Annotated in this window: 24 protein-coding genes and 1 tRNA gene; 5 read left to right on the forward strand and 20 right to left on the reverse strand. The window is 68.5% G+C overall.

The annotated features are described in order from the left end of the window. Positions 1–3 precede the first annotated feature (3 nt). The 8 genes from M3147_RS13140 to M3147_RS13175 all read right to left on the reverse strand — a co-directional run bounded on the left by M3147_RS13140 (position 4) and on the right by M3147_RS13175 (position 10,552). On the reverse strand, positions 4–1,746 hold the full coding sequence (locus M3147_RS13140) for a serine/threonine-protein kinase (protein ID WP_251203920.1): 1,743 nt from the start codon (positions 1,744–1,746) through the stop codon (positions 4–6). Then, a complete protein-coding gene (locus M3147_RS13145; protein ID WP_251203921.1) occupies positions 1,743–3,200 on the reverse strand; it encodes a peptidoglycan D,D-transpeptidase FtsI family protein in 1,458 nt (485 codons plus the stop codon). The genes M3147_RS13140 and M3147_RS13145 overlap by 4 nt, the downstream gene beginning before the upstream one ends. Then, positions 3,197–4,531, reverse strand: coding sequence for an FtsW/RodA/SpoVE family cell cycle protein (locus tag M3147_RS13150; protein ID WP_285873859.1), 1,335 nt, complete (start codon positions 4,529–4,531; stop codon positions 3,197–3,199). The genes M3147_RS13145 and M3147_RS13150 overlap by 4 nt, the downstream gene beginning before the upstream one ends. Before the next feature lie 151 nt (positions 4,532–4,682). Further along, the gene (locus M3147_RS13155) at positions 4,683–5,912 is read right to left on the reverse strand and encodes a Stp1/IreP family PP2C-type Ser/Thr phosphatase (RefSeq protein ID WP_251203922.1); all 1,230 of its coding nucleotides are present in this window, start codon (positions 5,910–5,912) and stop codon (positions 4,683–4,685) included. A 4-nt stretch (positions 5,913–5,916) separates the two neighbouring features. Beyond that, positions 5,917–6,462, reverse strand: coding sequence for an FHA domain-containing protein FhaB/FipA (locus tag M3147_RS13160; protein WP_251203923.1), 546 nt, complete (start codon positions 6,460–6,462; stop codon positions 5,917–5,919). Beyond that, the gene (locus tag M3147_RS13165) at positions 6,459–7,193 is read right to left on the reverse strand and encodes an FhaA domain-containing protein (protein WP_251203924.1); all 735 of its coding nucleotides are present in this window, start codon (positions 7,191–7,193) and stop codon (positions 6,459–6,461) included. Before M3147_RS13165 ends, M3147_RS13160 begins: the two co-directional genes overlap by 4 nt. Positions 7,194–7,259: 66 nt before the next feature. Then, positions 7,260–9,770, reverse strand: coding sequence for a glycoside hydrolase family 65 protein (locus M3147_RS13170; RefSeq protein ID WP_251203925.1), 2,511 nt, complete (start codon positions 9,768–9,770; stop codon positions 7,260–7,262). After that, positions 9,767–10,552 carry an HAD family hydrolase gene (locus tag M3147_RS13175; RefSeq protein ID WP_251203926.1) on the reverse strand — a complete coding sequence of 262 codons (786 nt, stop codon included), beginning with the start codon at positions 10,550–10,552 and terminating at the stop codon, positions 9,767–9,769. Before M3147_RS13175 ends, M3147_RS13170 begins: the two co-directional genes overlap by 4 nt. Before the next feature lie 317 nt (positions 10,553–10,869). Between M3147_RS13175 and M3147_RS13180 the strand changes: the two genes are divergently transcribed. After that, positions 10,870–10,956, forward strand: a tRNA-Leu gene (locus M3147_RS13180). Between the two features lie 232 nt (positions 10,957–11,188). Here the strand turns inward: M3147_RS13180 and M3147_RS13185 are convergent. Continuing rightward, positions 11,189–13,006, reverse strand: coding sequence for a hypothetical protein (locus M3147_RS13185; protein ID WP_251203927.1), 1,818 nt, complete (start codon positions 13,004–13,006; stop codon positions 11,189–11,191). Continuing rightward, positions 13,006–14,007 carry a hypothetical protein gene (locus M3147_RS13190; RefSeq protein WP_251203928.1) on the reverse strand — a complete coding sequence of 334 codons (1,002 nt, stop codon included), beginning with the start codon at positions 14,005–14,007 and terminating at the stop codon, positions 13,006–13,008. Before M3147_RS13190 ends, M3147_RS13185 begins: the two co-directional genes overlap by 1 nt. Positions 14,008–14,022: 15 nt before the next feature. On the opposite strand from M3147_RS13190, the gene M3147_RS13195 reads away from it, so the two are divergent. Continuing rightward, positions 14,023–14,361, forward strand: coding sequence for a hypothetical protein (locus M3147_RS13195; RefSeq protein ID WP_251203929.1), 339 nt, complete (start codon positions 14,023–14,025; stop codon positions 14,359–14,361). Here the strand turns inward: M3147_RS13195 and M3147_RS13200 are convergent. From M3147_RS13200 to M3147_RS13210, 3 genes are all read right to left on the reverse strand, one after another. Then, positions 14,346–15,260, reverse strand: a complete 915-nt coding sequence (locus tag M3147_RS13200; RefSeq protein ID WP_251203930.1) for a site-specific integrase — start codon at positions 15,258–15,260, stop codon at positions 14,346–14,348. The genes M3147_RS13195 and M3147_RS13200 overlap by 16 nt on opposite strands. A 139-nt stretch (positions 15,261–15,399) precedes the next feature. After that, entirely contained in the window at positions 15,400–16,179 is a 780-nt protein-coding gene (locus M3147_RS13205) for a Fic/DOC family protein (protein WP_251203931.1), read from the reverse strand. A 1-nt stretch (position 16,180) separates the two neighbouring features. Then, complete coding sequence (locus M3147_RS13210) at positions 16,181–16,354, reverse strand: hypothetical protein (RefSeq protein ID WP_251203932.1); 174 nt, start codon at positions 16,352–16,354, stop codon at positions 16,181–16,183. A gap of 257 nt (positions 16,355–16,611) precedes the next feature. On the opposite strand from M3147_RS13210, the gene M3147_RS13215 reads away from it, so the two are divergent. Genes M3147_RS13215 through M3147_RS13225 form a run of 3 tightly spaced genes read left to right on the forward strand, consistent with a single transcriptional unit; the run spans position 16,612 to position 18,086 of the window. Then, a complete protein-coding gene (locus M3147_RS13215) occupies positions 16,612–16,893 on the forward strand; it encodes a helix-turn-helix domain-containing protein (protein ID WP_251203933.1) in 282 nt (93 codons plus the stop codon). After that, positions 16,856–17,683 carry a metallophosphoesterase family protein gene (locus tag M3147_RS13220; RefSeq protein ID WP_285462283.1) on the forward strand — a complete coding sequence of 276 codons (828 nt, stop codon included), beginning with the start codon at positions 16,856–16,858 and terminating at the stop codon, positions 17,681–17,683. The genes M3147_RS13215 and M3147_RS13220 overlap by 38 nt, the downstream gene beginning before the upstream one ends. After that, complete coding sequence (locus M3147_RS13225; RefSeq protein ID WP_251203934.1) at positions 17,673–18,086, forward strand: hypothetical protein; 414 nt, start codon at positions 17,673–17,675, stop codon at positions 18,084–18,086. Before M3147_RS13220 ends, M3147_RS13225 begins: the two co-directional genes overlap by 11 nt. Positions 18,087–18,121: 35 nt before the next feature. Here M3147_RS13225 and M3147_RS13230 read toward each other — a convergent pair whose 3' ends face one another. From M3147_RS13230 to M3147_RS13260, 7 genes are all read right to left on the reverse strand, one after another. Further along, positions 18,122–18,280, reverse strand: coding sequence for a hypothetical protein (locus tag M3147_RS13230; protein WP_251203935.1), 159 nt, complete (start codon positions 18,278–18,280; stop codon positions 18,122–18,124). A gap of 270 nt (positions 18,281–18,550) precedes the next feature. After that, complete coding sequence (locus M3147_RS13235) at positions 18,551–18,889, reverse strand: DUF6804 family protein (RefSeq protein ID WP_251203936.1); 339 nt, start codon at positions 18,887–18,889, stop codon at positions 18,551–18,553. Next, positions 18,890–19,759: an exo-alpha-sialidase gene (locus M3147_RS13240; RefSeq protein WP_251203937.1), complete on the reverse strand. Its 870-nt coding sequence runs from the start codon at positions 19,757–19,759 to the stop codon at positions 18,890–18,892. It lies immediately after the preceding gene. After that, complete coding sequence (locus tag M3147_RS13245) at positions 19,756–20,703, reverse strand: cytochrome c oxidase assembly protein (protein WP_251203938.1); 948 nt, start codon at positions 20,701–20,703, stop codon at positions 19,756–19,758. Before M3147_RS13245 ends, M3147_RS13240 begins: the two co-directional genes overlap by 4 nt. After that, positions 20,690–22,471, reverse strand: coding sequence for a cytochrome c oxidase assembly protein (locus M3147_RS13250; RefSeq protein ID WP_251203939.1), 1,782 nt, complete (start codon positions 22,469–22,471; stop codon positions 20,690–20,692). The genes M3147_RS13245 and M3147_RS13250 overlap by 14 nt, the downstream gene beginning before the upstream one ends. Positions 22,472–22,682: 211 nt before the next feature. Then, positions 22,683–23,144 (reverse strand): M23 family metallopeptidase, encoded by a 462-nt coding sequence (locus M3147_RS13255; RefSeq protein WP_251203940.1) that lies wholly within the window; start codon positions 23,142–23,144, stop codon positions 22,683–22,685. 476 nt (positions 23,145–23,620) lie between these two features. Then, a complete protein-coding gene (locus M3147_RS13260) occupies positions 23,621–23,947 on the reverse strand; it encodes a hypothetical protein (RefSeq protein WP_251203941.1) in 327 nt (108 codons plus the stop codon). Between the last annotated feature and the right edge of the window lie 190 nt (positions 23,948–24,137).

A 24,137-nucleotide genomic window follows, 5' to 3' on the forward strand; every position in this document is an offset into this window, starting at 1 on the left:
GCGTCAGTTTCCGCCGGACTGCCCGTTGCCGGGCAGTGGCGAGTCGTCGATGGTCACGGTCGCCGCCGGGGACGAGGGCGAGCTCAGCTGACCGCAGAAGTAGCTGTAGCTCACGTTCACCTGACCGGTGGCGTCGCCGTTCGTCGCGATCGTGACCTTTCGCACGTCGGCCGAGACGGGCGACGGCTGCGCCGCCGGGCCGTCGACGGTGATGCTGTAGCCCGAGAGGGTCTGCCCGGAGGGGCAGCTCGCCGCCGGCCACGACACCGTGAACGACTGACCGGGCGTCACCGAATCCGGATCGACCGTCGGCGCCGAGCCCGGGGCCGACGGGGTCTCGGGCTCACCGTAGTAGGTCAGCGTGATCGTCGTGCCGGGCTGCACCGGGCCGCTCGGGTTGACGTCGGACACGGTGTTGGCGAGCCCGGGCTCGGTGGCGGGCCCGCCCTCGACGGCGTTGACCGGCAGGCCGAGGGCGTCGATCTCGGAGCGGGCCGCATCGATGTTCATGCCGATGAAGTGCGTCCGGTCGATCTGGATGGTGTCGGGCGCCTCGGAGGTCGGCGGGGGCGTCGAGCTCGGCGGGGAGCTCGAGGTGGCCGGGGGCGTGCTCGAGGTCGACGGGGCCGCCTTGCCGCCACCGTTCAGCGCGAGCGCGACGATGATGCCGATCAGCACGATCGCGAGGATCGTGATCAGGATGATGAGCGGCCAGGTCCACTTGCTGCGCTTCTTCTTGCCGCCCTCGGTCTCGTCGCCCTCGGCCGATCCGTCGGCTGCGAGCGCGGTGCCCGCGGCCGCACCGGCGCCCGCAGCGAGCACGGTCGTCGCCGCGGTCGGAGCGCCCTGCTGCGGGAGCAGCAGCGTCGCCGCCGTGCCGTCGCCGGTGCCGAGCACCGCCGGCACCGCGGCCGCGGCCGCCTGCACGTCGCCGCGTCGCAGCGCCGTCGCCGCGCGCGCGAGATGCGCCGCGGTCTGCGGACGGTCGGCGGGGTTCTTCGCGATGCACGCGTAGACGAGGTTGCGCACCGGCTCGGAGACCGTCACCGGCAGCTCGGGCGGGGTCTCGTTGATCTGGGCCATCGCGATCGCGACCTGCGACTCGCCCGTGAACGGGCGACGGCCGGCGAGGCACTCGTACGCGACGATGCCGAGCGAGTAGATGTCGGTCGTCGGCGACGCCGGGTGGCCGGAGGCCTGCTCGGGCGAGAGGTACTGCACCGTGCCCATCACCTGGCCGGTGGCCGTGAGCGGCACCTGGTCGGCGATGCGGGCGATGCCGAAGTCGGTGATCTTCACCCGCCCGTCGGGCGTGATCAGCAGGTTGCCGGGCTTGATGTCGCGGTGCACGAGGCCGGCCGCGTGCGCGGCCTGGAGCGCCGCGGCGGTCTGGGCCACGATGTCGAGCACCTTGTCGGTCGAGAGCACGTGCTCCCGCTCGAGGATGGTCGAGAGCGCCTCGCCGGGCACGAGCTCCATCACGAGGTAGGCGCTGCCGTCTTCTTCGCCGTAGTCGAAGACGTTGGCGATGCCCTCGTGGTTCACCAGCGCCGCGTGGCGGGCCTCGGCGCGGAAGCGCTCGAGGAAGCCCGGGTCGCCGAGGTACTCGTCCTTCAGGATCTTGAGGGCGACCTGGCGGCCGATGACGAGATCGGTGGCCTGCCACACCTCGCCCATGCCGCCGATCGCAATGCGCGACTGCAGTTCGTAGCGCCCACCGAAGGTGAGCCCTGCGCTCGGTCTCATTTGTTCAGCACCGCCTCTAGTACCTGTTTCGCCACCGGTGCGGCAATCCCGTTGCCGAACCCCTCTTGCCCTTGTCCCCCGCCGTCTTCCACCAGGACCGTGATCGCGTACTGGGGGGCGTCGGCCGGGGCAAAACCGGTGAACCAGAGAGTGTACGGGTCACTCTCGCCGTTCTCCGCGGTGCCCGTCTTCCCAGCCACGCTGACGCCGTCTATTCTTGCATTACTCGCGGCGCCGTTCTCGACGCCGTTCACCATCATCTGCACCATGGTGTCCGCCGTCTCCTTGCTGATCGCACGGCCGAATTCGCTCTTCTGGAACTCCTGCAGGGGAGCGAAGTCGGGAGCCGTGATCTGATCGACCAGATTCGGGTTCATCACGATCCCGCCGTTCGCGATCGCCGCGGACACCATCGCCATCTGCAGCGGCGTCGCGCGGACGTCGCCCTGCCCGAACGCGGTCAGCGCGGTCTGCGGCTCGTCGAGCACGCGCGGGTAGGTGCTGGGCTGGGTCGCCGTGGGGATGTCGAACTCCGTGTCGAAGCCGAACTTCTCGGCCTGCTCGCGGATCGCGTCGTCACCGAGGGCCATGCCGAGCTCGGCGAACGGGATGTTGCACGAGAGGCGGAGCGCATCCGCGAGCGTCACCTGGGCGGCGCCGCCGCCGCACGCGCCGCCATCCGTGTTGCGGACGACGGAGTCCGTGCCCGGCAGCGTCAGCGTGGCCGGGTTCGGGAAGGTACTGTCCGGCGTGTACTTGCCCGACTCGAGGGCGGCGGCCGTCACGACGAGCTTGAACACCGAGCCAGGGGGATTCATGTCGCCGCCGGTCGCCCGGTTGAAGAGCGGGTCGGACGGATCGTCGATGAGGCCCTGGTAGCTCTCCTGCACCTGCGCGCTGTTGTGCACGGCGAGCGTGTTGGGGTCGTACGTCGGCTTCGTCACCATCGCGATGATGCGTCCCGTCGAGGGCTCCGTGACGATGACCGCGCCCGTGTAGTCGCCGAGCGCGTCCCAGGCCGCCTGCTGGGCGACGGGGTCGATCGCGACCTCGACGGAGGCGCCCATCGGGTCCTGCCCGGAGATCAGTCGATTCAGCTGGTCGAAGAACTGGGTCGAGGACTGCCCGCTCAGATAGGAGTTCAGTGAACGTTCGAGGCCCGTCGCCTCGCCGTTGACGGGCAGGAATCCGGTGATCGGCGCGTACAGCGGGCCGTTCGCGTAGACGCGCTGGAACTTGTAGTCGTCGTCGGACGGCTGCGAGTACGCGATCGGCTCGCCGCCGACGAGGATCGGCCCGCGCTCGACCGAGTAGCTCTCGTACAGCGTGCGCGAGTTGCGCGGGTCCTCGGCGAGGGCCTCCGCCTGGGCGTACTGCACGATCGTCGAGGCGACGAAGAGCGACAGGAACATGACGAACACGAGGATCGTGATGCGCTTCAGTTCACGGTTCATCCGTCGATCACCAGCCTCGGATGGTTTCGGACCGTGTCGGAGAGCCGGAGCAGGAGCGCCACAATGATCCAGTTGGCGACCAGCGAGGATCCGCCGGCCGCGAGGAACGGCGTCGTGAGACCGGTGAGCGGGATGACCCGCATGACGCCGCCGACCACGATGAACACCTGCAGCGCCACGACGAAGGAGAGCCCGACGCCGAGCAGCTTGCCGAAGTCGTCCTGGCCGGCGAAGCCGATGCGGAAGCCGCGGGAGACGAACAGCAGATACAGGGCGAGGATCGCGAAGATGCCGGCGAGGCCGAGCTCCTCGCCGAGGCTCGCGATGATGTAGTCCGACTGCGGCACGGGGGTGATGTCGGGGCGCCCCTGGCCCCAGCCGGTGCCGATCAGCCCGCCGTTGGAGAGCCCGAACAGGCCCTGCACGAGCTGGTAGCTGCCGCCGACCTCGGCCTCGTAGCGCGCCGGGTCGAACGGGTTCAGCCAGTTCGCGAATCGGTTGCCGACGTACTCCAGCACCTGGCTCGCGATGAGGGCGCCGGCGAGGAACATCGAGAGGCCGAGCACGATCCAGGACAGCCGACCGGTCGCGACGTACAGCATGACGAGGAACAGCCCGAAGTAGAGCAGGGCGGTGCCGAGGTCGCGCTGGAACACGATGACCGCCATCGAAAGCGCCCAGACGACGAGCAGCGGGCCGAGGTCCCGGGCGCGCGGGAAGCGCATGCCGAGGAAAGTGCGGCCGACCATCGAGAGGGAGTCCCGATTGCGCACGAGGTAGCCGGCGAAGAACACGGCGAGGGCGATCTTCGCGATCTCGCCGGGCTGGAAGTTCATGACGCCGGCGATCGAGATCCACACCTGCGCGCCGTCGTGGTCGTCGCCGAGCCCGGGCACGAGCGGGAGCAGCAGCAGCACGATCGCCACGAGCCCGGAGAGGTAGGTGTACTTGAACAGCACCCGGTGGTTGCGGATGACGAGGATCGTCGCGATGGCGCAGACGATCGCGATCGCGCTCCAGACGATCTGGCGCACGGCGGCGCTGTCCCAGCCGGTGTCGCCCTCGGCGATGTCGATGCGGTAGATCATCGCGATGCCGATGCCGTTCAGCAGGGTCGCGATCGGCAGCAGGAAGGGATCGGCGTCGCGCGCGACGAAGCGCATCGAGATGTGCAGCGCGAGGACGAGCGCCGAGAGCCCGGCGCCGAGCAGGATCAGCTGGGTGTCGATGGCACCGAGCGCGCCGAGCTGCACGAGCACGATCGCCCCGGCGTTGATGGCGCACGCGAACAGCAGCAGCGCGAGCTCGAGGTTGCGGAGCTTCTGCGGCAGGCGGATGCGGCGGATGCCGGACGGCGGCGTGGCGCTGCCGGCGGCACGCCGGCCCCTCGACGAGCTCGGGGAACCAGACGAGCTCGGGGAACCGGACGAGATCCGGGAACCGGACGAGCTCCGGGAACCGGACGAGATGGGGGCGATGGGCTCAGTCAAGCGACGCCTCCAATCGCTGCACGATGCGGGACGCCTCGGAGTAGGAGTCGGCGCTGATGGTCTGCTCGACCCGCTGCTGGTCGTAGGTGCGCAGCTCGGACACGTCGATCGTGGTCTCGGTGTGCAGCTCGTTCAGTGAGATCGGTCCGAGGTTCTGCTGGATCCCCTGGTAGATCGCGACGCGGCCGTTGTGCTCCCCGACGTAGAACCGGGTCTGGGTCCACTGGTAGCCGATGACGAAGGCCGCGACGATCGCGCCGACGAGCAGCACGATCCACGCGCCCCAGACGATGCGCCGTCGTCGGCGACGCCGTTCGTCCTCTTCGATCAGCTCGTCGAAGTAGTCGACCGAGTCCGGCTCGAAGTGCGTCTCCTGCACGGGGTGCGGGCGGAACGGTGTGAGGCGGATGCCGCGGGGCCGCGCCGGCTCGGGCGTCTTGAACGCGAGCGGCGCGGCGGCGGAACCGACCATCACGCCGGGGGTCTCCGGCGCCGGCGGCTCGCCGATGTCGACGACGATGACGGTGACGTTGTCGGGGGCGCCGCCGTCGAGCGAGGCCTTGACGAGCCGTTCCGCGACGGGCTTGGCGCTCTGGTCGGCGGCGAGGAAGTCGTGGATCTCCTCGAAGGAGACGACGCCGGAGAGGCCGTCGGAGCAGAGCATCCACCGGTCGCCGGGGCGGGTCTCGAGCACCATCGTGTCGATCTCGGGCGACGCTTCGACATCGCCGAGCACCCGCATCAGCACCGAGCGCCGGGGGTGCACCATGGCCTCTTCGGCGGTGATGCGGCCCGCATCGACCAGGCGCTGCACGAAGGTGTGGTCGATCGTGACCTGGTTGAGCTCGCCCGAGCGCAGCAGGTAGATGCGGGAGTCGCCGATGTGCGCGATGACCACGCGGTCGCCGGTCAGCATCATCGCGCTGACGGTCGTGCCCATGCCGGTGAGCTCGGAGTGCTCGGCGACGGTCTCCGCGAGCCGGCGGTTCGCCGAGATGAGCGCGCCCTCGAGCGTCGCGGCGGCCTCGGTCGGGTCGTCGAAGGCGCGGTCGACCTCCGCGATCCGGTGGGTCGCGATCGCGCTGGCGACGTCGCCGCCGGCGTGGCCGCCCATGCCGTCGGCCACGAAGAAGAGGTGGTTGCCCTCGAAGCCGGAGTCCTGGTTGTTGCTCCGGACCCGGCCGACGTGGGAGACCGCCGCGCTCGCCTTGACGTGCGTCATGGGGCTACCGCCGGAGCTCGAACGTCGTCGCGCCGACCTTGACCGGGACTCCGAGCGGGATCGGGGTCGGCACGCTCACCCGGGAGCCGTCGAGGAACGTGCCGTTCGTGGAATCGAGGTCCTGGATCATCCACCGGTCGTTCCACAGCATGAGCCGGGCGTGGTGGGTCGAGGTGTAGTCGTCGCGGATGATGATCGCCGAGTCGGCCGAACGGCCGATCGTGATCTCGTCGCGGCCGAGCGGGAACTCCGCGCCGACCTTCGGGCCGGAGGTGATGACGAGCGTGCGCGCGTTCTGCGCGGACGCGATCTCGCCGTTCGCGGGCGGCGCGGCCGCGGGCGCCGGCTTCCGGGTGCCGCCGCCGGGGGTGATCGGGGAGCTGGGGAACCCGGATGCGGCGGGCGTGCCCGCCTGCGCGGCATCGGGCTGGAGCTTGCGCACGCGCTGGCCGAACAGATCGCTGCGCAGGGCGTAGACGATCGCGAACACGAACACCCACATCAGCAGCAGGAAGCCGATCTGGAGGACGAGCAGGGTGAGTTGACTCATTCGGCCGGCCCCCAGAACCCGTTCATGTCGTGGCGCTCGGTCGCAGGTTCGCGGCGCGGCGCGGTCGCGGCCTGCGCGAGGATGCGGAACACGATGCGGGTGCGCCCGATGGTGATCACGGAGTCCGGCTCCAGCACGGAGTCGGAGACCGGGGCGCCGTCGAGCTGGGTGCCGTTGGTCGAGCCGAGGTCGCGCACCCGGGCGCGCGAGCCGTCCCACTGCACTTCGGCGTGCCGCCGGGAGGCGCCGGTGTCGCCGAGCGGGATGTCGGCCTCGCTGCCCCGGCCGAGCACCGTGCGGCCCTTGATGATCGGGTACCGCTTGCCGTCGATGTCGAGCACCGGGGTCCAGGCGACCTGGCCCTTCACGTTCTGCGAGTCCACCTGCACCATGCCGACGCTCAGCGCGTCGTCGGGCTGGAGCGCGATCGTGATGCCGCCCGCGAACTGGAAGCGCTGACTCGCCGCGTGCTTCTGCACGAGGTCGACGAGCTCGTCGGTGAGTGCGGGGCCCAGCCGCGACATCCGGTCGTAGTCCTCCGGCGACATCCGCACCGTGAAGGTGTTCGGCACCAGGACGCGGTCGCGCGAGACGACCGCGGCCTTCGTGTCGATCTCGCGCTTCAGGGCAGAGGTGATCTCCACCGGCTGGAGACCGGAACGGAAGGTCTTCGCGAACGCGCCGTTGACGGCGCGCTCGAGACCCTTCTCGAAGTTGTCCAGTAGGCCCACAGGTCTCCCGATTCCGGTGTCTGACTTCGCGTCATGTTAGCGCGAGCGGCTGAAAATGCTGGGCGATCAGTCCAGGGGGATGGTCGCATCGCCCTCGTCGACGTCGAGGGAGAGGGTCGGCACCGAGGCCGTGAGCAGCGTGCCGTCGGCCCGCCGGGCGCCCTCCACGTCGCGCATCGTCGGGCGGCCGAGGATGCGCGGGCCCTGCCCGTCGAGCGGCACGGTCACCTCCGCGTCGGCCGTCACGACGACCGAGGAGCCGCGCACCGAGAGCTCGGCGCGCTCGCCCGTCTCGAGCACGAAGCGGATCGCGTCCGGCTGCACCGTGACGCGGATCCGGGTGCCGCGCAGCGTGATGCGGAAGGTCAGCTCGTCCCAGCCGTCCGGGAGCCGCGGGTCGAAACTGTACTTGCCCTGATGGTCGCGGAACCCGCCGAAGCCGAACACGAGCGCCCCCCACACGCCGCCGGTCGACGCGACGTGCACGCCGTCGGACGCGTTGTGGTGCAGGTCGGCGAGATCCACGAAGAGCGCGGAACGGAAGTAGCGCAGCGCGAGCTCGTGGTACCCGACCTCGGCCGCCATGATCGACTGCACCACGGCCGAGAGCGTCGAGTCGCCCGTGGTCAGCGGGTCGTAGTACTCGAAGTCGGCGAGCTTCTGCTCGGTCGTGAACCGGTCGCCCTGGAGGAACAGCGCCAGGACGACGTCCGCCTGCTTCAGCACCTGGAAGCGGTAGATGACGAGCGGGTGGTAGTGGAGTAGGAGCGGGCGCAGCTGCTCCGGGGTCTGCCCGAGGTCCCAGAGCTCCTTGTCGAGGAACGCGGCGTCCTGCGGGTGCACGCCGAGCTTCGCATCGAAGGGGATGTGCATGTGCGCCGCCGCGCGGCGCCAGCCGGCCACCTCCGCCGGGGTCACTCCGAGTCGCTCGACGAGCTTGTGGTACTCGAGCGGATGCCGCACCTGCAACTGGTCGACGGCGCTCGCCGCATCCTCGAGGTTCGCCCGCGCCATCACGTTCGTGTACAGGTTGTCGTTCACGACCGTCGTGTACTCGTCGGGTCCGGTCACGCCGTGGATGTGGAACACGTCGTCGGCGTTGTGCCGCCAGAAGCCCAGGTCCTCCCACATGCGCGCCGTCTCGACGAGGATGTCGATCGCGCCGCGGGCCAGGAAGTCCTCGTCACCGGTCGCCTGCACGTAGTGCATCAGCGCATAGGAGATGTCGGCGTCGATGTGGTACTGCGCCGTGCCCGCCGCGTAGTACGCGCTCGACTCGAGGCCGTTGATCGTGCGCCAGGGGAAGAGGGCGCCCTGCTGGTTCAGCTCGAGCGCACGGGCGCGCGCCGCCGGCAGCATCTTCTGGCGGAAGCGCATGACGTTCCGTGCGACGACCGGCGCCGTGTACGTGAGGAACGGCATCACGTAGACCTCGGAGTCCCAGAAGTAGTGCCCGCCGTAGCCGGAACCGGACACGCCCTTCGCCGCCACGCCGCCGCCGTCCGTGCGCGCCGAGGCCTGGGCGAGCTGGAACAGGTTCCAGCGGATCGCCTGCTGCAGCAGCGGCTGCCCGCCGACCTCGACGTCGGAGCGGGTCCAGTAGTCGTCGAGCCAGTCGCGCTGCTGCACGAAGAGCTCGGTCACGCCGAGCTCGAGCGCCCGGTCGAGGGTGCGGTCCGCGCGGTCGCCGAGCTCCCGGGCCGGCACCGAGCGCGCCGAGTGGTAGCTCACGAGCTTCGTGACCCGGATCGGGTGGCCCTGCTTCGCCTGCACCCGGTAGGTGTGCTTCGCGAGGTCGTCGGCGATCGTGCCGGTCTCGGTGTACGGATTGTCGGTCGCGATGGCGTGCTCGGCGCCGACCGCGATGGTCATCCCCGAGTTCGTGGTCTGATAGCCGAGCAGGTAGCGGTCGCCGTTCTGCCGCTTCACCCGCGGCTGCAGCACGCGCTCGGTGAAGGTCTCGGCCTTGCGCGGGTCGAAGGCGCCCGGCGCCTCGGTGACGCCCGAGCGGTACTCGTCGCGGCCGTCCTGGCGGTTCAGGATGTGGCTCGTGATGGTGACCGCCGCGTCGGCGTCGAGCAGCTCGACCTCGTAGTCGATCACCGCGAGATGCCGGTCGACGAAGCTCGTCATCCGGCGGCTCGTGATCAGCACGCGCTTGCCCGCCGGCGTGCGCCACTCGATCGAGCGGCTGAGCACGCCCGTGCGGAAGTCGAGCCGACGCTCGTAGGCGAGGATCTCGGCCTCGGTGATGACGAGGGGCTCGTCGTCGACGTAGAGGCGGATGATCTTCGCGTCGGGCGCGTTCACGATCGTCTGCCCGACCCGGGCGAAGCCGAAGGCCTCCTCCGCGTGCCGGATCGGCCACGTCTCGTGGAAGCCGTTCACGAAGGTGCCGTGCGCGTAGCCGTCGCGGCCCTCCTCGATGTTGCCGCGGAGGCCCAGGTAGCCGTTGCCGACGGCGAACAGCGTCTCGGTGCGGCCCTGGTCGTCGGCCTGGAAATCGGTCTCGACCAGCGCCCACTCGTCGAGCGGGAACCGGGTGCGGTTCAGTGGGTCGGTGTCGGCGAACCTCATGCAGGGCGCTTTCGAGTCGTGGGGTCGGGGGAGGGCGGTGCGGTGCTGAGCGCGGGAACGAGCTCGTCGAGCTCGTCGACGACGACGTCGGCACCGAGCCGCAGCAGCGTATCGCGTCCGACGCCCCGATCGACGCCGACGACGAGGCCGAAGTCGCCGGCGGCGCCGGCCTGCACGCCGGACTCGGCGTCCTCGACGACCGCGCAGACCGTCGAGGGCACCCCGAGGAGCTCGGCGGCGCGGGTGTAGGTATCGGGTGCCGGTTTGCCGGGCAGGTGCTCGGTGGCCGCGTAGCCGCCGTCGACGACGACCTCGAAGCGGTCGGCGAGGCCGGCGGCGCGGAGCACCTCGGGCGCGTTCTTCGAGCTCGACACGACCGCGGCGAGGCATCCGGCCGCTTCGATCGCGTCGAGGAAGGCGACGCTCGCCGGATAGGCGGAGACGCCCTCCTCGGCGAGGGTGTCGGTGAAGACGGCGTTCTTGCGGTTGCCGAGCCCGTGCACCGTGTCGGCGCTCGGCGGATCGCTCGGCTCGCCCTCGGGGACGCGGATGCCTCGGCTCTCGAGCAGGCTGCGGACGCCGTCGTAGCGAGGTTTGCCGTCGATGTACGCGAAGTAGTCGGCCTCGGTGTACGGGGCCGCGCCGTGCTCGGCGAGGTACGGGGCGAAGAGCCGCGCCCAGGCGTGCATGTGCACCACCGCGGTCGGCGTCAGCACCCCGTCGAGATCGAAGAGCCAGGCGCGGATGGGGGAGAGGTCAGGGGAGGGGTCGACGGTAGTCACGCCGGTCCTTTCGTCACGTCATCGTCGTCACGTCGGTCTGGGCGTCAACACCCGCGTCCGATGCTATGCCCGGAGGCGTGCGGCCCGCGAGGGGCGGGGCGGACGCTCAGCGGGTTCGGAGCGTCATGCGGCGGGCGCCGGGGTGCGAGTTGCACGACGAATCCTCCGGCACGCCGGGGAGGTCCCGGCGTGCCGCCGCATGCGTCGTGCAACTCGCAGCCGGACTGGGCGGGGCGGGACGAAGGCGGCTGGCCGCCGAATGGAGTTCGTGGCGGTGAAGTGTTAGTCTCGACCGGCTGGCACGCGAGTGCCCGCATGCGCAAGTGGCGGAATAGGCAGACGCGCACGGTTCAGGTCCGTGTGCCCGAAAGGGCGTGGGGGTTCAACTCCCCCCTTGCGCACCATGAGAGATTCACGAAACCAAGCGATTTGGTTCACGAATCTCAATACAGAAGGAAAGCCCCGGCAGGAGTGCCGGGGCTTTCCTCCTTCTCAGGCCCGTTCAGACGCCCGATGGCCCCGCCCGACCCGGCTACAGTCCTGCGAGCAGCGCCCGCACCCGGTTCCGGGCATGCTGCCGCCTTCGTTGAGCTGGGGTGGTGGCCGTCTCAGCCGGGTGTCTGTTGAGCAGGTGGGCTACTCCTGCCAGCGTTCGTGTTCGTGTGGGGGCTCGTACGGGATGGTGCCGGTGTTCGCCCACTTGGTGAGGCTGTGTTTGGTGCGGGGTGGCCGCGGCTTCTTCGCGGTTCGGCGTCCTGCCGGGGCGAGGTGTTTCTCGTAGGCGTCGTGGAGGAAGCTGGCGATGCGACGGAGGTTGGTCGCGGCGGTGAGGACGGCGGTGACGAGGTAGGTGGCGGCGTAGCCGCGGAACCGGCGACGGAGCTTGCTTCCGAGGCCGGTGCGGGAGTCGTCCTTGATGTCGCCGTTGTAGGCCTCGACGACGTTGCGGTGGGCGTACCAGCGGCGCCATTCGTCGCTCTTGTGCGGGATGGGCTGCCAGTACTTGGCGCCGGCTTCGGCGGGAAAGCTGGTCGAGGACTTCGCGGTGCAGACCTTTGGGGGCATGCTCGGCGGCTTCCTGATGGTGAGTTCGACGGAGACTTTGCGAGAGCCGGTGTTGCCGTCGCGGGGCTTCAGTGGGCAGTTCGCGGTCGGGTTTGGGCCGGCGGCGGGGCACATCATCGGGGTGTTGCCGTGCTTGTCGGGCTTCTCCTTGGGGCGGAAGCGGTAGAGCTCGCGCCGCTTGATGTAGTTGCGGTGTGTTTCGTCGTCGATGTAGTCGGGGTGATCGGGCCGCCGTTGGTTGTTGCGGGTCGCGTTGATGAGTGATTCGGGCATGGAGGGGCAGTAGTAGCTGCCGTCGACGAGGATGGCGCCTTCGTGGTGGCCTTGGCGGCCGACCTCGTTCTTGTCGTAGTCGTTGATTGGGAGGTAGCCGAGGGCGCGGATGGGGAGCTGGAAGTTCTCCGGCTTTGCGCCGGGCAGGTAGAGCCGGTCGGCGATGAGGTACCCGGCTGGGTGGCCGCGGTCGGCGACGGAGCGGAGGGCGCTGAGCGCTTCCTGGGCTGCCTTCTTCGCGGGCCGGTGGAAGGCGATGCCGATGACGAGCTGGGGGAAGTCGGCGGGCTTGGTGGGGTCGTTCGTCGCCTGGACGATGTAGCAGGCTTCGAATCCCCATTTGGCGGTCTTCAGGGGCGGGCGGTCCTTGCTCGTGCTGGTGTACTTCGCGTACGCGTCGCGCAGGTCGGGGTCGCGGATGTACCAGCCGGCGTCGGGGTCCGTGGAGATGCCCTTGACTGACCGTGGCGAGTGGTAGCGACCGAACGCTTCGACGAAGGTCGAGTCGGCGGCGACGCCGCCGCCCCATTTCTGGTACTCGGCAGGGAGGACGTGGATGGTGGCCTCGAGCATCTGGTTACACAACCAGTCGATGCGGTCCTTGCGTTCGCGCCAGAGCTCTTCACTGCGGGCGGATTCGGCCAGCTGGAGGTACGTGTGGACGTCGAGGCGCTTCCGGCGGCCGCGCGGGAGGGGCTCAGGGTCCAGGAGCGTGCGGAGCGTTTCCCAAGCGCGCCAGATCCGCCCGTACGTGGCCCGGTAGTTCTTGCCCAGGGCGATGCCGTACCGTTCGCGGGTTTTGTCGTCGAACCGGTCGATGACGATGTCGACCATGTTCCGGATGAGGAGCGCGTTGTCCTCGTCGGCGAGGAGGAACATCAGCAGCAGGATGGTGCGGATGGTGGTGGTGCCCGGGCGGCCGCCGGGCGCGGTCTTCGTCCGGTCCGCTCGCCGCCAGGTTTCGAGCTGCTCGATGATGCCGGCGTTGTCGATGAACTGCGCGATACGGTTCACTCTGGCGAGCGGGATGGGGTCTTTCCGTCGTTGGGCATTGACTTTCGCCTGGGTGTCGAGCATGGCGGCGAGACCAGCACGGTTCGGGGTGGGCCGGCTCATCATGCACCCGCCTTCGCCGAGGTGAGTACCGCGTCGCTGTCTGCGGGGTCGGGGAGGTACGCGAGGTAGTGCTGTAGCGAGGTGGTGGACGTGAGGCCGGCGGCGGGGAGTAGCACGTTGAGCGGAACCCCTGCGCGAAGCTGCGCGTGAATCCAGGTCGCGCGGAGCCGCGACGGGCGCGGCTTGGGGCCCATTCCTTGCGTGTCTCTGATGAAGACCTTGAGCGTGTGCTGGTCGCGCGCTCCATTGGTTCGGAAGAGGTAGGCTGCCGGGTTCGCGTCGCGGACGGCGCGGAAGTACTCTTCCCATCCGTCGAGGACCGGGACGAATCTCGGTACCCGGCCCGGCACGTGCAGGCCGAGGCCCGCGGGCTTGATGTGGTCGGCGTGCGCGTTTCGCACCTCGTCGGGCGTGAGACCGCACCCGACACCGAGGGTCAGTACGGCGAGGGCGTTGTTCCGCTGACGTTCGCTGGGCTGACTGGTTGCCCACGCGGCGAAGTGCGCGAGTTCAGCCCGTGTGTATGGCTGCTGCGCCGACGTTCGCGAGGTCGTGGACGCGGGTGCGGGCGCAGAGACGAGGTCGTGGGCGATGCGGAGAAGGAGGGAACGTTGACGCACCTGGCTCGTCTGCGAGAGTCCGGTGCGGGTCGCCATGTGTTCTTCGATGAGGGCGGTGTCGAAGATGCCGTCTCGGGTCAGGGGCATGCCCGCCACTCGGACCGCCCAGATGACGAACTGGGTGGTGAAGATGAGGGCGCGGCGGACCTGCTCGGCGTCGTCGAGCGTCGTCGCGCGGATGGCGTCGCGGACGAACTCAGCGACCGGGGCCCAGTGGGTCGCCGGAGCGTTCGGGGTGTAGGTGCCGATGAGAGTGTCGATGGAAGATGCATTCACGTGGGGTTCTGTGCGCTCGGTTTTGGCGAGGTGTCGCGACACGCCGGTATTCTGAGCATTCTTCTGCGTCTGAGGCGCAGAAGATGCGGAAAAGACGCAATCCACGTAGGGTGCGTGTCTATGGGGGCACCGAGGTTCGAACCGCGCAGTTTCGCGGCGCTGCCGAAGCTGTTCGGGAAGGAGAAGGAGATCGTTTGGAACCCCGTCTCCGGTCGTGATGCGGAGGCGCGTCTGCGGGCGGCGAAGCTGCAGCACCACTTCTCATACCTCGTGTGGCGGAGCCTTCAGTCAGGTGGGTGGACGGTCGGCAGGTACACGACTGCCGTCGGTACCGACTACGACCGGTTCGGCCGGATACTCAGAGGTGAGATCCCCGCGAAGTTCGAGGACCTGTTCCTCGCTGCGGAGTTCTTCAGCTTCGACCTCCGGCTGGCGCCGATGCATCAGCCGGCATCCTGAAGCTCGGCATGCCGGAGCGCGAACCTCGCCGCGCCCGGGCTCGGCGGCGGAACAAAACGCATGTAGCGGGTGAGCGCCTCCAGGGAGCTCACGCCAGCGGCCTCCAGCAGCGCGAGCGGCGGAGCCCCGGAAGCAAGTAGCGTGACGATCCACGTTGCTCGGAGTCGCGGTGATTGCGGCTTCAACCCGATGCCGGCGCTGCGGGCGACGAAGTTCGTGACGATGTTCGGGTAGAACTTCCCGTGCCCGGGGCGGAAGAGCGGGACCCCTGGACGAGAACTCCGCCGCGTCTGCTCGAGCAGTTCTTCCCAGGAGCGCAGCAGCGGGACCGTGCGCGGCCGTTCACCACGGACATGGATGAGCGTTCCTTCATCGTCGACCACGATGTCCTCAGGCACGACGGCAGCGAGCTCGCGAGCTGCGAGCCCGGCGCCGGCGCCGAGGGTGACGAGCGCGGCCGCAGACTGCCGGGCGACCTCGGTGGGTTGGGTTCGTGCCCAGGAGTTGAACGAATTGAGCTCCGCCTGCGTGTACGGCGCGGATGGTTCAGCCGAGGAGAGCGCCGGCAGCCGTGCCGGGTGCGCGTCGGGAAGCAGGATCTCGGCGACACGCAGCAGTTGCGAGCGGGTGTTCCCGCGGCTTGCCTCGGAGAGCCGCTCGGCGTGGTGGACCGCATGCACGATGATCGCGCGGTCAAACACCTCCGCCCGGTCGAGTTCGAGGCCTGCGACGAACACGCACCAGTGCACGTGCGCGGCGACCGTCTTCATCAGTTGCTGCGTCGAGTACGGGATCTGGGCGTGCGATTCGAGCACCGCGGCGCGCACGAACGGCGCGATCCGCGTCCAGTGTGTCGCCGGCATCGCAGGCGTGAAGGCGCCGATGCGGTTCGCGCTCATCGCGGACCGTCGCTTCCATGCAGAGCGCAGCTATCCATGGGCGGATCCATGCGCGGTCCCGGACTGGGGTCCGCCAACGTACGACGGGTATTAAAATACGCGCTCTGGTGGTGAGGTGCAACGCTCGTTGCGGCGGCATCTAGCCGAGCGAGACCTCCGGGTCTGAGTGTTGCTTGGGAGCGAATTCACCAGCGTTCCCGGGGAGGCCGAGCGTGCCCCGACGTGGCTGGCGTTCGGTGGATGCTCCGACGGACGTGTTTCGCTTCGGTTCGCGTGGCCGCACCGCGCGCGCCAGTACGGCGGCCAGACGCCGATGCGAGCCGCTGGCTTGGTTCTCGAAACGTGCAGCGACGAACTCGTCTCGGAGCGGGCTGCCGATTCGGAATTGCGCCGCGTCGAGCAGGTATCCGGCGTTCTCGCTCAGCTGTTTGAAGAACACGAACTGGGCCCTGGTGTTCCCCTCCCGGAAGGAGTGGATCACGTTGATCTCGCCCCAGTGGTCAGCCAGCCGGTCCACGAACTCGGCCTGCGGGAGGCCGACGAGGAGGTGTTCTTCAGCGAGCAGCGCGTAGCGATCCTCGGCGTTCTCGGCGATGTACTCGGCGGGGAAGTACGCATACGCAGCCTCGCCACTGCCGGTGACGACGTTCACGCCTGACTTCGTCATCCGCCCTGGCCCGACCCGCTCCTGTCCCGCCCAGTCGTACACGTCCTGGAAGATGTGCCGGTGGATGGCCTTCATGTGGGCGTAGTCGAAGTCGCCGGGGATCGGTTTCGCGGACAGTTCGAAGATCCGCAGCCGCGTGACGTCGTGTTCGAAGCGGGCGAGCATCGCAGCGTCCGAGAAACCTGGTCGGTTGCGCAGAACCTCCGTGCCGGGGATGAAGTAGTCGTCCCAGGCTTTGAATGCGCCCGGCACGTCAGCTGTCGCCCTGAATGCGACGGCGAGTGAGCTCGACCGCCTCGTCGATGGTCAGCTCTCCCCGGCCGACGCGACGCGCCAGTTCCTCCGATTCCGCGGAGGCATGGTGTCCTGCCAGTGCGAGGGCGGCATCTGCGGCGGCGAGATGCTCGGTGATCTCCGCTTCGCTCATCGGGGCATCTTCATGAGGAGTGGTCGACATGGCGACTCTGCTCCTTTCGCTCGGTGCCGCGAGAGCAGCACAATTCTACCAATCTGGGTAGCGGGGTGGCCCGCTGCTCCTGCTATGCGCGGTGGTTCGACGAGGTCCCCGCGGTGGCTACCTTGACAACCCCAGGTCGGTTATTAGAATAACCGTATGCGTGGAATCGCCCCCATCTGGTCGAGGTGGCACCCGCTGGCTGGATGGTCGTGCTCTACGCTCGGATCATGGCCAGGCCACCTCGACCGTCCCCGCGCGAAGTCGCGCCCGGATGGCCGGACGTGGAGGCGGTAGACCCCGTTGGTGAGGTCGCCCGTCTCTTCGCCCGGAACGTCGCCGACGCCATCGGTGACCGGAGCGTCAGAGCGGTCGCGAAAGACACCGGGGTCGACCACACCACTATCCTCAGCCTCCTCGCCGGCCGGGCGTGGCCGGACCTTGCCACCATCGCGAAGCTCGAGCTCGGCCTGGGTGTCGACCTCTGGCCTGGACGACCGACTCGCGACTGAGCGACGTGTTGCGGTCGCCGGCGATTGGCATGGCGATGTCCGCTGGGTCCAGCGGGCGGTGCCGGCGCTTGCGCGGCAGCATTCGGATGTGCGGACGATCTTGCACCTCGGAGACCTCGGAGTCTGGAGCCAGGAACGACCGCCTGGCTTTCTCGGCACCGTGGACTATTGGCTGGGACGTAGCGGGATCGACCGTCTCCTCCTGACACCGGGGAACCACGACGACTGGCACTGGCTGGAGGCGGAGTTCGCGACCGCCCCCGGCCGTGCCGTTTCCCTGAGTGATCGGGTGTGGGCGCTGCCGCGCGGCCTGCGATTCCAGATCGGTGGGCGAGTCTTCCTATCGTTTGGTGGGGCCGCGTCGATGGACTACGAAGCCCGCATCGAGGGCAGATCCTGGTGGGCCGAGGAAGCACCAACGGAGCTCGAGGCTGAGTACGCCGCGGCCGGCGGCCCGGTCGATGTGCTGCTGACGCACGACATGGTCGATGGTGGCACTCGGGAAGCCGCGGAGCAGCTCGCCCGCGGCCGATGGAGCCCTGAGGCACAGGCCTACTCGGCTATGGTTCGGGCGCGGGTCACCGCCGTGTGGGAGGAGGTGCGGCCGCGGCTACTCGCGCATGGGCACATGCACGTGACGGGCGGGCGGACGCTTTCGGACGGGCGGAGGGTCTACTCGATGGGATGCGAATGGATGCGAGGGAATCTGGCCGTTCTCGAGCTGTCTGCGTTGAAGTGGGACTGGGTGGCTTTCCCGCGCCTGGAGCGGGAGGGCGAAGGTGGACGGTGACGAAGCCCGGCACCGTGCGGCCCGGAACTGGAACCGTACGGTCGGTCCCTTCTACTCGCGTGCAACGCTCCTGCGTGACCTCGCCATCGCTGAAGCAGAACTCGACGCACGCATCGAACGGGCCGAGGTCCTTCGCCTCGAGCGTGGCGGTCGTGAGTTCTTTCCCGCGTTCCAGTTCCTCGGAGACAGGAGTACAGTGCCTGGGCTCCGGCAGCTGCGTGTCGCATTGAACCCGGCGCTCGACCCGGATGTTGACTGGTCCGTCACGCTCTGGCTCTGCGTGCGGCGGGACGAGTTCGATGGTGCGAACGCGGTCGAGCTCCTGCGAGGAGGTGCGTTCGACAGGGTCGCCGAAGAAGCCCAGAGAAACCCGGTCCTACCGCCCGGGGTGGGCGGCATCTGATTTCGGGGGTTGCCGAATCTGCTTCGCGGGTCGCTTCAGCTCTTTTCTGTGTCATCCTCGACGACCGGGGGCGGTCCATCAGGGGATACGGCGCCGCCTTCGTTCACCCAGTCAGCGATCTCGGCGGCGTCCTCCTTCGATACCGGCCGAGGCCGTCGAAACAACGACTTCAACTTCTCCGTGAGCTTGGACATACCTGAACCATACGACCAGGCCCTCGTGCAGGATCGGCCTGCGTGTGCGGGTGAGTCTGTCTGAGCGACCGGCTGCCGAGACGCCCCGACCCGCCCGATGCGGTGACCGGGCGGGCCGTGCGGGGGCGTTCCTTGCGCTATCCGGCGCGCAGGCTGTTCGGGAGCCGGATTGCCTTTGCGGTGGAGAAGCTACGCTTCCGCTGGCGAATCCTCAATCCTGCAGCGGATTCGGAGGCTGCGTCGGCCGGTGCGGCCGGGGTTCCGTGTTCGTCAGGCGCGTGTGGCGCGCGGCGTCTTGATGAGCAGCCCTGCGAGCACAAACAGCAGCAGCGCCACGTAGTGCACACCAACCCACCATTGTTCGGGGAGCGTGATCGGGAACACGGGGTTCCAGAGGACAGCGACGGCAAGGAAGGCGGGGGCCCACCACCACTGTTTGGCTTGGATCGCGAACCACCCAACGATGAGCGCGAGGATTGTGATGAGGAACTGGAACAGGAGGAATGCGCCTCCGCCGACCGCGGCGATGCCGATGAGGAGGATCAGGCCGGCCAGCAGTGAGGGTGCGAGGGCGTTTCGTTGATACACGGCTTGTTTCTCGGTTGGCATTTACTTGGTCCCCTCGGTAAGCGCAGTCCAGCTGTATCCGTAGTCAGGTGAAACGATGAGGCCGCGGTCGTCGACGATGGCGAGGTACGGGGTGTCACCGGGAACGTAGGTGAGCAGCCGCGCTGTCCCGACGTAGCGGCCTTTCGCACGCCACGGCTCGTCAGCCCCTTCGCGGGTCCAGATCCGCCGGTCGCCGCCGGTGGTCGCGATGGATCCGGGGTGTGACTCGTCTGCGGTGGAGGTGACGAGAGTTGTTTGCGGGGAATCCGGAACGTCGGAGAAGCGCTCCCCGCCGTCGCGGCTTTCGACCAGACCGTCGGAACCGATGATCCAGAGCAGCTGGCCATCGGTTTGCGACGCGGACATCGACCCGATCTCCGTTTCGCCCAAGGTGGTCCATGTCTCGCCGAGGTCATCGGATGTCTGGAGCTTGCCGGCATTGGAGGCAAAGAGGGTGCCGCCGCCCGCGGTGAGTTCCGAGTATGCGGCCCCGGCCGGCATCTGGGATGTCGTCCATGTTCGCGCGGCGTCGTCGCTGGTGAGCAGTTGGCTGGCGTCCTCGTGACGGATGCCCACGAGGGTGCCGTCGCTCAGGACGGCGAGCTCGCTGAGGTCCTCGGTTGACCCTGACGGCTGTGGTGCCTGCCAGCTCGTGCCGTCGAAGGTGGTCGTCCAGACACCGGTGTGCGCGGCGATGAGCAGCTGGTCTCCCTCGGCGGATGCGGCGATGCGGTGGATTTCCCCCAGTGTGGAGCTTGGCACGGCGCCGTCGATGGTCCTCAGCTCGCGGGTGATGGCGCACCCGCTGAGGAGCGCGAGGGTACTCACGACGGCGACGAAGCCGAGTGCGTGATTCCGGTTGTTGTTCATGTGCGGTCCCGTTCGTGGAGGCGTTCGAGGTACTCGTTGTAGGCGCTCAGTTCCGGATCCCCGTCTCGTTCCACGCGTTTGTCGCGAGCCTGGGCGCGTCGGGTGTCGTCGGTGTACCAGCGTGCGAGCAGCACGAGGGCGATGATGAGCGAGGGGGCCTCTCCGTATGACCAGGCAAGGCCACCGGCGATCTGTTGGTCGACGACGGGGTCGACGCCGAGTTGGTTGCCTTGTTCGCCGAAGTATGGAACGAGCGGTGCGACGGCCATCATGACGATGACCCCGAAGAAGGCGTGCAGCGGCATCTCAGCGAATAGGTCCACCATCCGGCCGAGATGGGTCTGCCGAACCGGGAGCGGGTCGGCGGAGATGAGTGGGACGGTGAACAGGACTCCTGAGGCGAGGAACAGCAGCTCGAGCCAGATGTGACCGGTGGGAGTGCGGAGTGCGGCGTCGCCGATCTGGCTGAGGTAAATCCCGTAGAAGGTGAACAGGAACAGCGGGATCATGAAGCCGGGATGAAGCAGCACGCGAGTGAACCTGGACCGCAGGCCCCAGACTGCGACGACCGCGGGAAGTTTACCCGGCCAGCGGCGCGGTGTCGCGCGGAGCAGAAGCGTGCCCGGGGACCCCAGCACGAGTAGTGGTGGGATGGCCATCATCAACGTCAGCTGCTGGAACATGAACACTGAGAACAGTTCCTGGCCGTAGCGGTCGACCCCGCTTCCCGTTGTCGCGACGATGAGCGCACACCCGAGTAGGAACAGCAGTCCTCGCCAGGCCGGCCACCGCCGCTCCGTTCGGACCATTTGGAGCCAGCCGGCGATGTATGCCAGAGCGAGTAGTCCGCCGAGCGCCGGGAGCAGCGGCAGCTCCGGCGGCGTCCAGGCGAGGAACGCGGCCAGGTCTGGTGGCTCGACCGCGGATGGTTCAGTCCACCGCATCGCTCAGCTTCCGTCGGAGGAAGAACGCGGCAGCGACGAGCACCGCCGCCGCACCGGAGAACAGGACGATCCCGGCGTTCGCCTGGTCTTGAACGAGGTCGAGCTCCCATCCCTCGGTGATGACTGCGTACCAGTCCGGCGACACCCCTGGAACGCTCAGTAGCTGGATGCCAGCACCGGCGAATGCGAGGGTGACCGCACCTGCCGCGACCGCCCGGATGTGCCGGCGGGCGGGAGCGAGCATCGACGCCCAGAAGTAGAGCCCTGCGGCCAATGAACTAAGCAGCATCAACTGCGAGCCGACGGGATCCTCAACAGCCCACCTCAACGTGACCGGCGATGCCCAGAGCAGCACCACGAACGCGAGCAGCCCGGCTGACACCAACGGATGGACCAGCGCGGGGCCGGGGTGTTCGGAGGGGCGCAGCAGCTTGAGCGGGGCAGCGAGGACAATCAGCAGTGGAATCACCACGGTCAGTGCTGCGAGCACCACCATGCGGACGCTGAGCAGGTACGTGTCGTACACGCCGGCCCAGCCGCAGGTCACGAAGAGGAGCAGCATGAGCGCGGCAAGGAAGCCGATGATGCGAAGCAGGGGCCAGGATCGTCCGTGACGTCGAGCCGTGATGACCGCGCGGACATATCTGAACGCGGCGAACCCGATGAGAAGGATCCACAACGGGTCGAACACCCAACTCGTCGCACTTGCCCACTGATCCGGCTCGGCCGGAAGGTCGAGCCCGGTCAGCCGTTGTGCCGGGGTCGCGGCAATCCGTTCTCCGACGGGCGGTGCGGTCCGGGTGAGGACCACGGCAAGTCCGATGGCGGTGCCCATGATCACCAGCTCGGCGGCGACGGTTCTCCAGAACGCCGGCTTCGGCGGGTTCGACCGAAGCAGAGACCGCCGGTACCAGGCGCCAAGTACGCCCAGCACGGTGAGCAACGCGACCTTCGCGAGCAGCAGGACGCCGTAGGTCGTGGTGAAGAGCTGGCCCGGGCTTTCGAAGCGGACTACAGCGCCACTGACCCCGGCGGCGGCAACTACGATGAAGCAGACAAGCGCGATCTGCGAGTAGATGGCGAGCACCTGCGTGGTCGAGTTCCCTAGCCGGTGCCGAACCGTGGCGAGCACCGCGAGCCCGCCGATCCAGACCGCACTCGCGGCCGAGTGCAGCCACTGCGCGGTCGCTGCGACCGTGTGACTGCCGGCGCCGGCGGCGTGCCCTTGCAGTGAGACAGGGATCAACGCGAGCACGGCGATCACCGCGATCCACCGAACTGCCCCCTCCTCACGAACCGCGAAGCAGAGGACCGAAAGCCCTGCGAACGCAAGGAGCGTCGCAAGCCACGCCTGGCCTACAGCGATCTCCGTGAAGAACTGGCCGAGCGTCGCAGCGAACGTCGTTGCTGCAACCTCCCCAGCGAGCGCCAGCAGGGTGAGGACCGCGGTCCCGCCACTGAGTACCGCCGTCACCACCGCTGCGCTGGCGCCGATGTCGAGTGCAGCGTCCCGTGCCGGGTTGGCTCGGGGCATGAACGCGGCGACTGCGATAGCACCGACGGTGACCGAGGCCGCCAACGTCGTCAACGTCTTCACGAGGGGTAGCCCGAACTCGACCACCTCCGGCACCGGGAACACCGGGTCGGTGGCGGTCAGAGCGGTGGCTATCGTGGCCGCGATCACCGCCGCAAGGGTGAGCACCCCCAACGTCGCAGCTGACGTCGCAGCCAATCGGCGCCGCACTGGAAACGCCAGCGACACGGTCACAGCAGGGGCCCTCCGGCCTGGAGCGTTGCCTGGCTTGACGGCTCGTAGTTCGCCGGTTCTGAGTTCGCGGAGGTTGGGCGCATGAGGAGCAGGATCAGGGCGACGGCTGCGAGGAAACAGCCGATGAGCGCGAGGGTGGTCCAGAGGGCGCGTCTCGGTGGCTTCTCCTGTTCTGAAGGTCGCGGTCGCTTGCGCCCGCGAACAGGGCCGGTCATCGCCCGACCTGCTCGGTCAGCCACGCGTACGGGTCGATGGCCTCGGTGCCGTTGCGCCAGATCTCCAAGTGAAGGTGCGGGCCGGTGCTCTGCCCTGAGTTTCCGACCTCGCCGACCTGGTCACCGACGCGGACCACTTGGCCAGGTTGGATCTGCAGAGACCCGAACCCCATATGCGCGTACACGCTGACGTAGCGTTCGCCGTCGACGATGTGCTCGATCCGCGCCGAGACCCCCAAGCCCGAGTCGGACTCCTGCGTCTCGAGCACGACGCCGTCTGCGATCACGGAGATCGGGGTGCCTTCGCCGGGCGTCATGTCCAGACCTTTGTGCTGGGTGGAACACCCGGAACAGGGGGCCGCGCGCGGCCCGAAGTCGTCGCTGATCGGAACCCCGACGGGGAACGGCCACTGCACGGGGGAGCTCAGATCGTTGACGAAGGTGTCGGCGGTTCGCATGTTCGCCGCCGCGCGGAGCTCCTTGCCGGACGTCGCCGCGTAAGCCTCCCCGTTGACTGGGGCGGACAGCGCTGACGCGTCGACTTCGACGGACTGGGACGCGTGGACCGAGGTATCAGCCGTCGCTACCGCTGGCGCGCTGACGAGGGCCGCCGGCATTGTCGCGCTCGCGAGAAGGACTGCCGCGACCAGCCCGAGAAACCCCTGAATGCGGGGCCGGGCGCGAGGTCGCCGGGGCGGTACCGTCTGCCGGCGAGGGCCCTGGCTCCGCTCGGGTCGTGGGCGAGGAGCCCGGGCACCGCGCCGAGGCCGGGAACGCTTGGCACGCAGTTCGCGGCGGGATGGAAGCGGGGGAATTGAATCTGACGACATGGTTCTCTGCGGGTAGGCCGGAGACGGCATGGGCAAGGACCGGGACGGGACGACGCTGCAACAGCCGGTCCGAGGCCGGCGTCGGTGGCGGAGTCCGCCGGGTCCTATACCCGGCTAACGCAGAGGGTGTCGAGAGAGATCGAAAGCGCGGTGAACCGGGTGCTTCCGCGCACCGGTGACGTGCGTTGAGGGGACGGGCCGCGCGCGAGTACCGGGCTTCGCCGGAACGTGAGACCGGCAATCAGCAACGCGATCACGCAGCCGATCCCGATGGACAAGCACAGCGCGAGTGAGTCGTACCCCGCGAGCAGATCGGCCGGATTCGCAGAGACCGCCGGTTCGTCGACGACACCGTGATCAGCGGAGGTCACGCTGGCGGTCGCGGATCCCGAATGCTGCCAGTCCGACGAGTGCGCCAGGAGCAATCCCACGCAGGTCCCCAAAATGAGCAGCGCAGCAACCAGGACCCTGCGCAGGCGCGCGTGGGATCGTGGGGGCGTAGCCAAGGGGGACCTCGCAACTGGACGGGAACACCGTCAAGATAGCAGACGACATTCTGCCGATCCTGAGCAGTTGTCGTTCACCGCGATCAGCAGGTCACCGGTGGTTAGATGAGGGGAA

Source organism: Agromyces mediolanus (assembly GCF_023715325.1).
In the GTDB taxonomy this organism is placed as follows: domain Bacteria; phylum Actinomycetota; class Actinomycetes; order Actinomycetales; family Microbacteriaceae; genus Agromyces; species Agromyces mediolanus_A.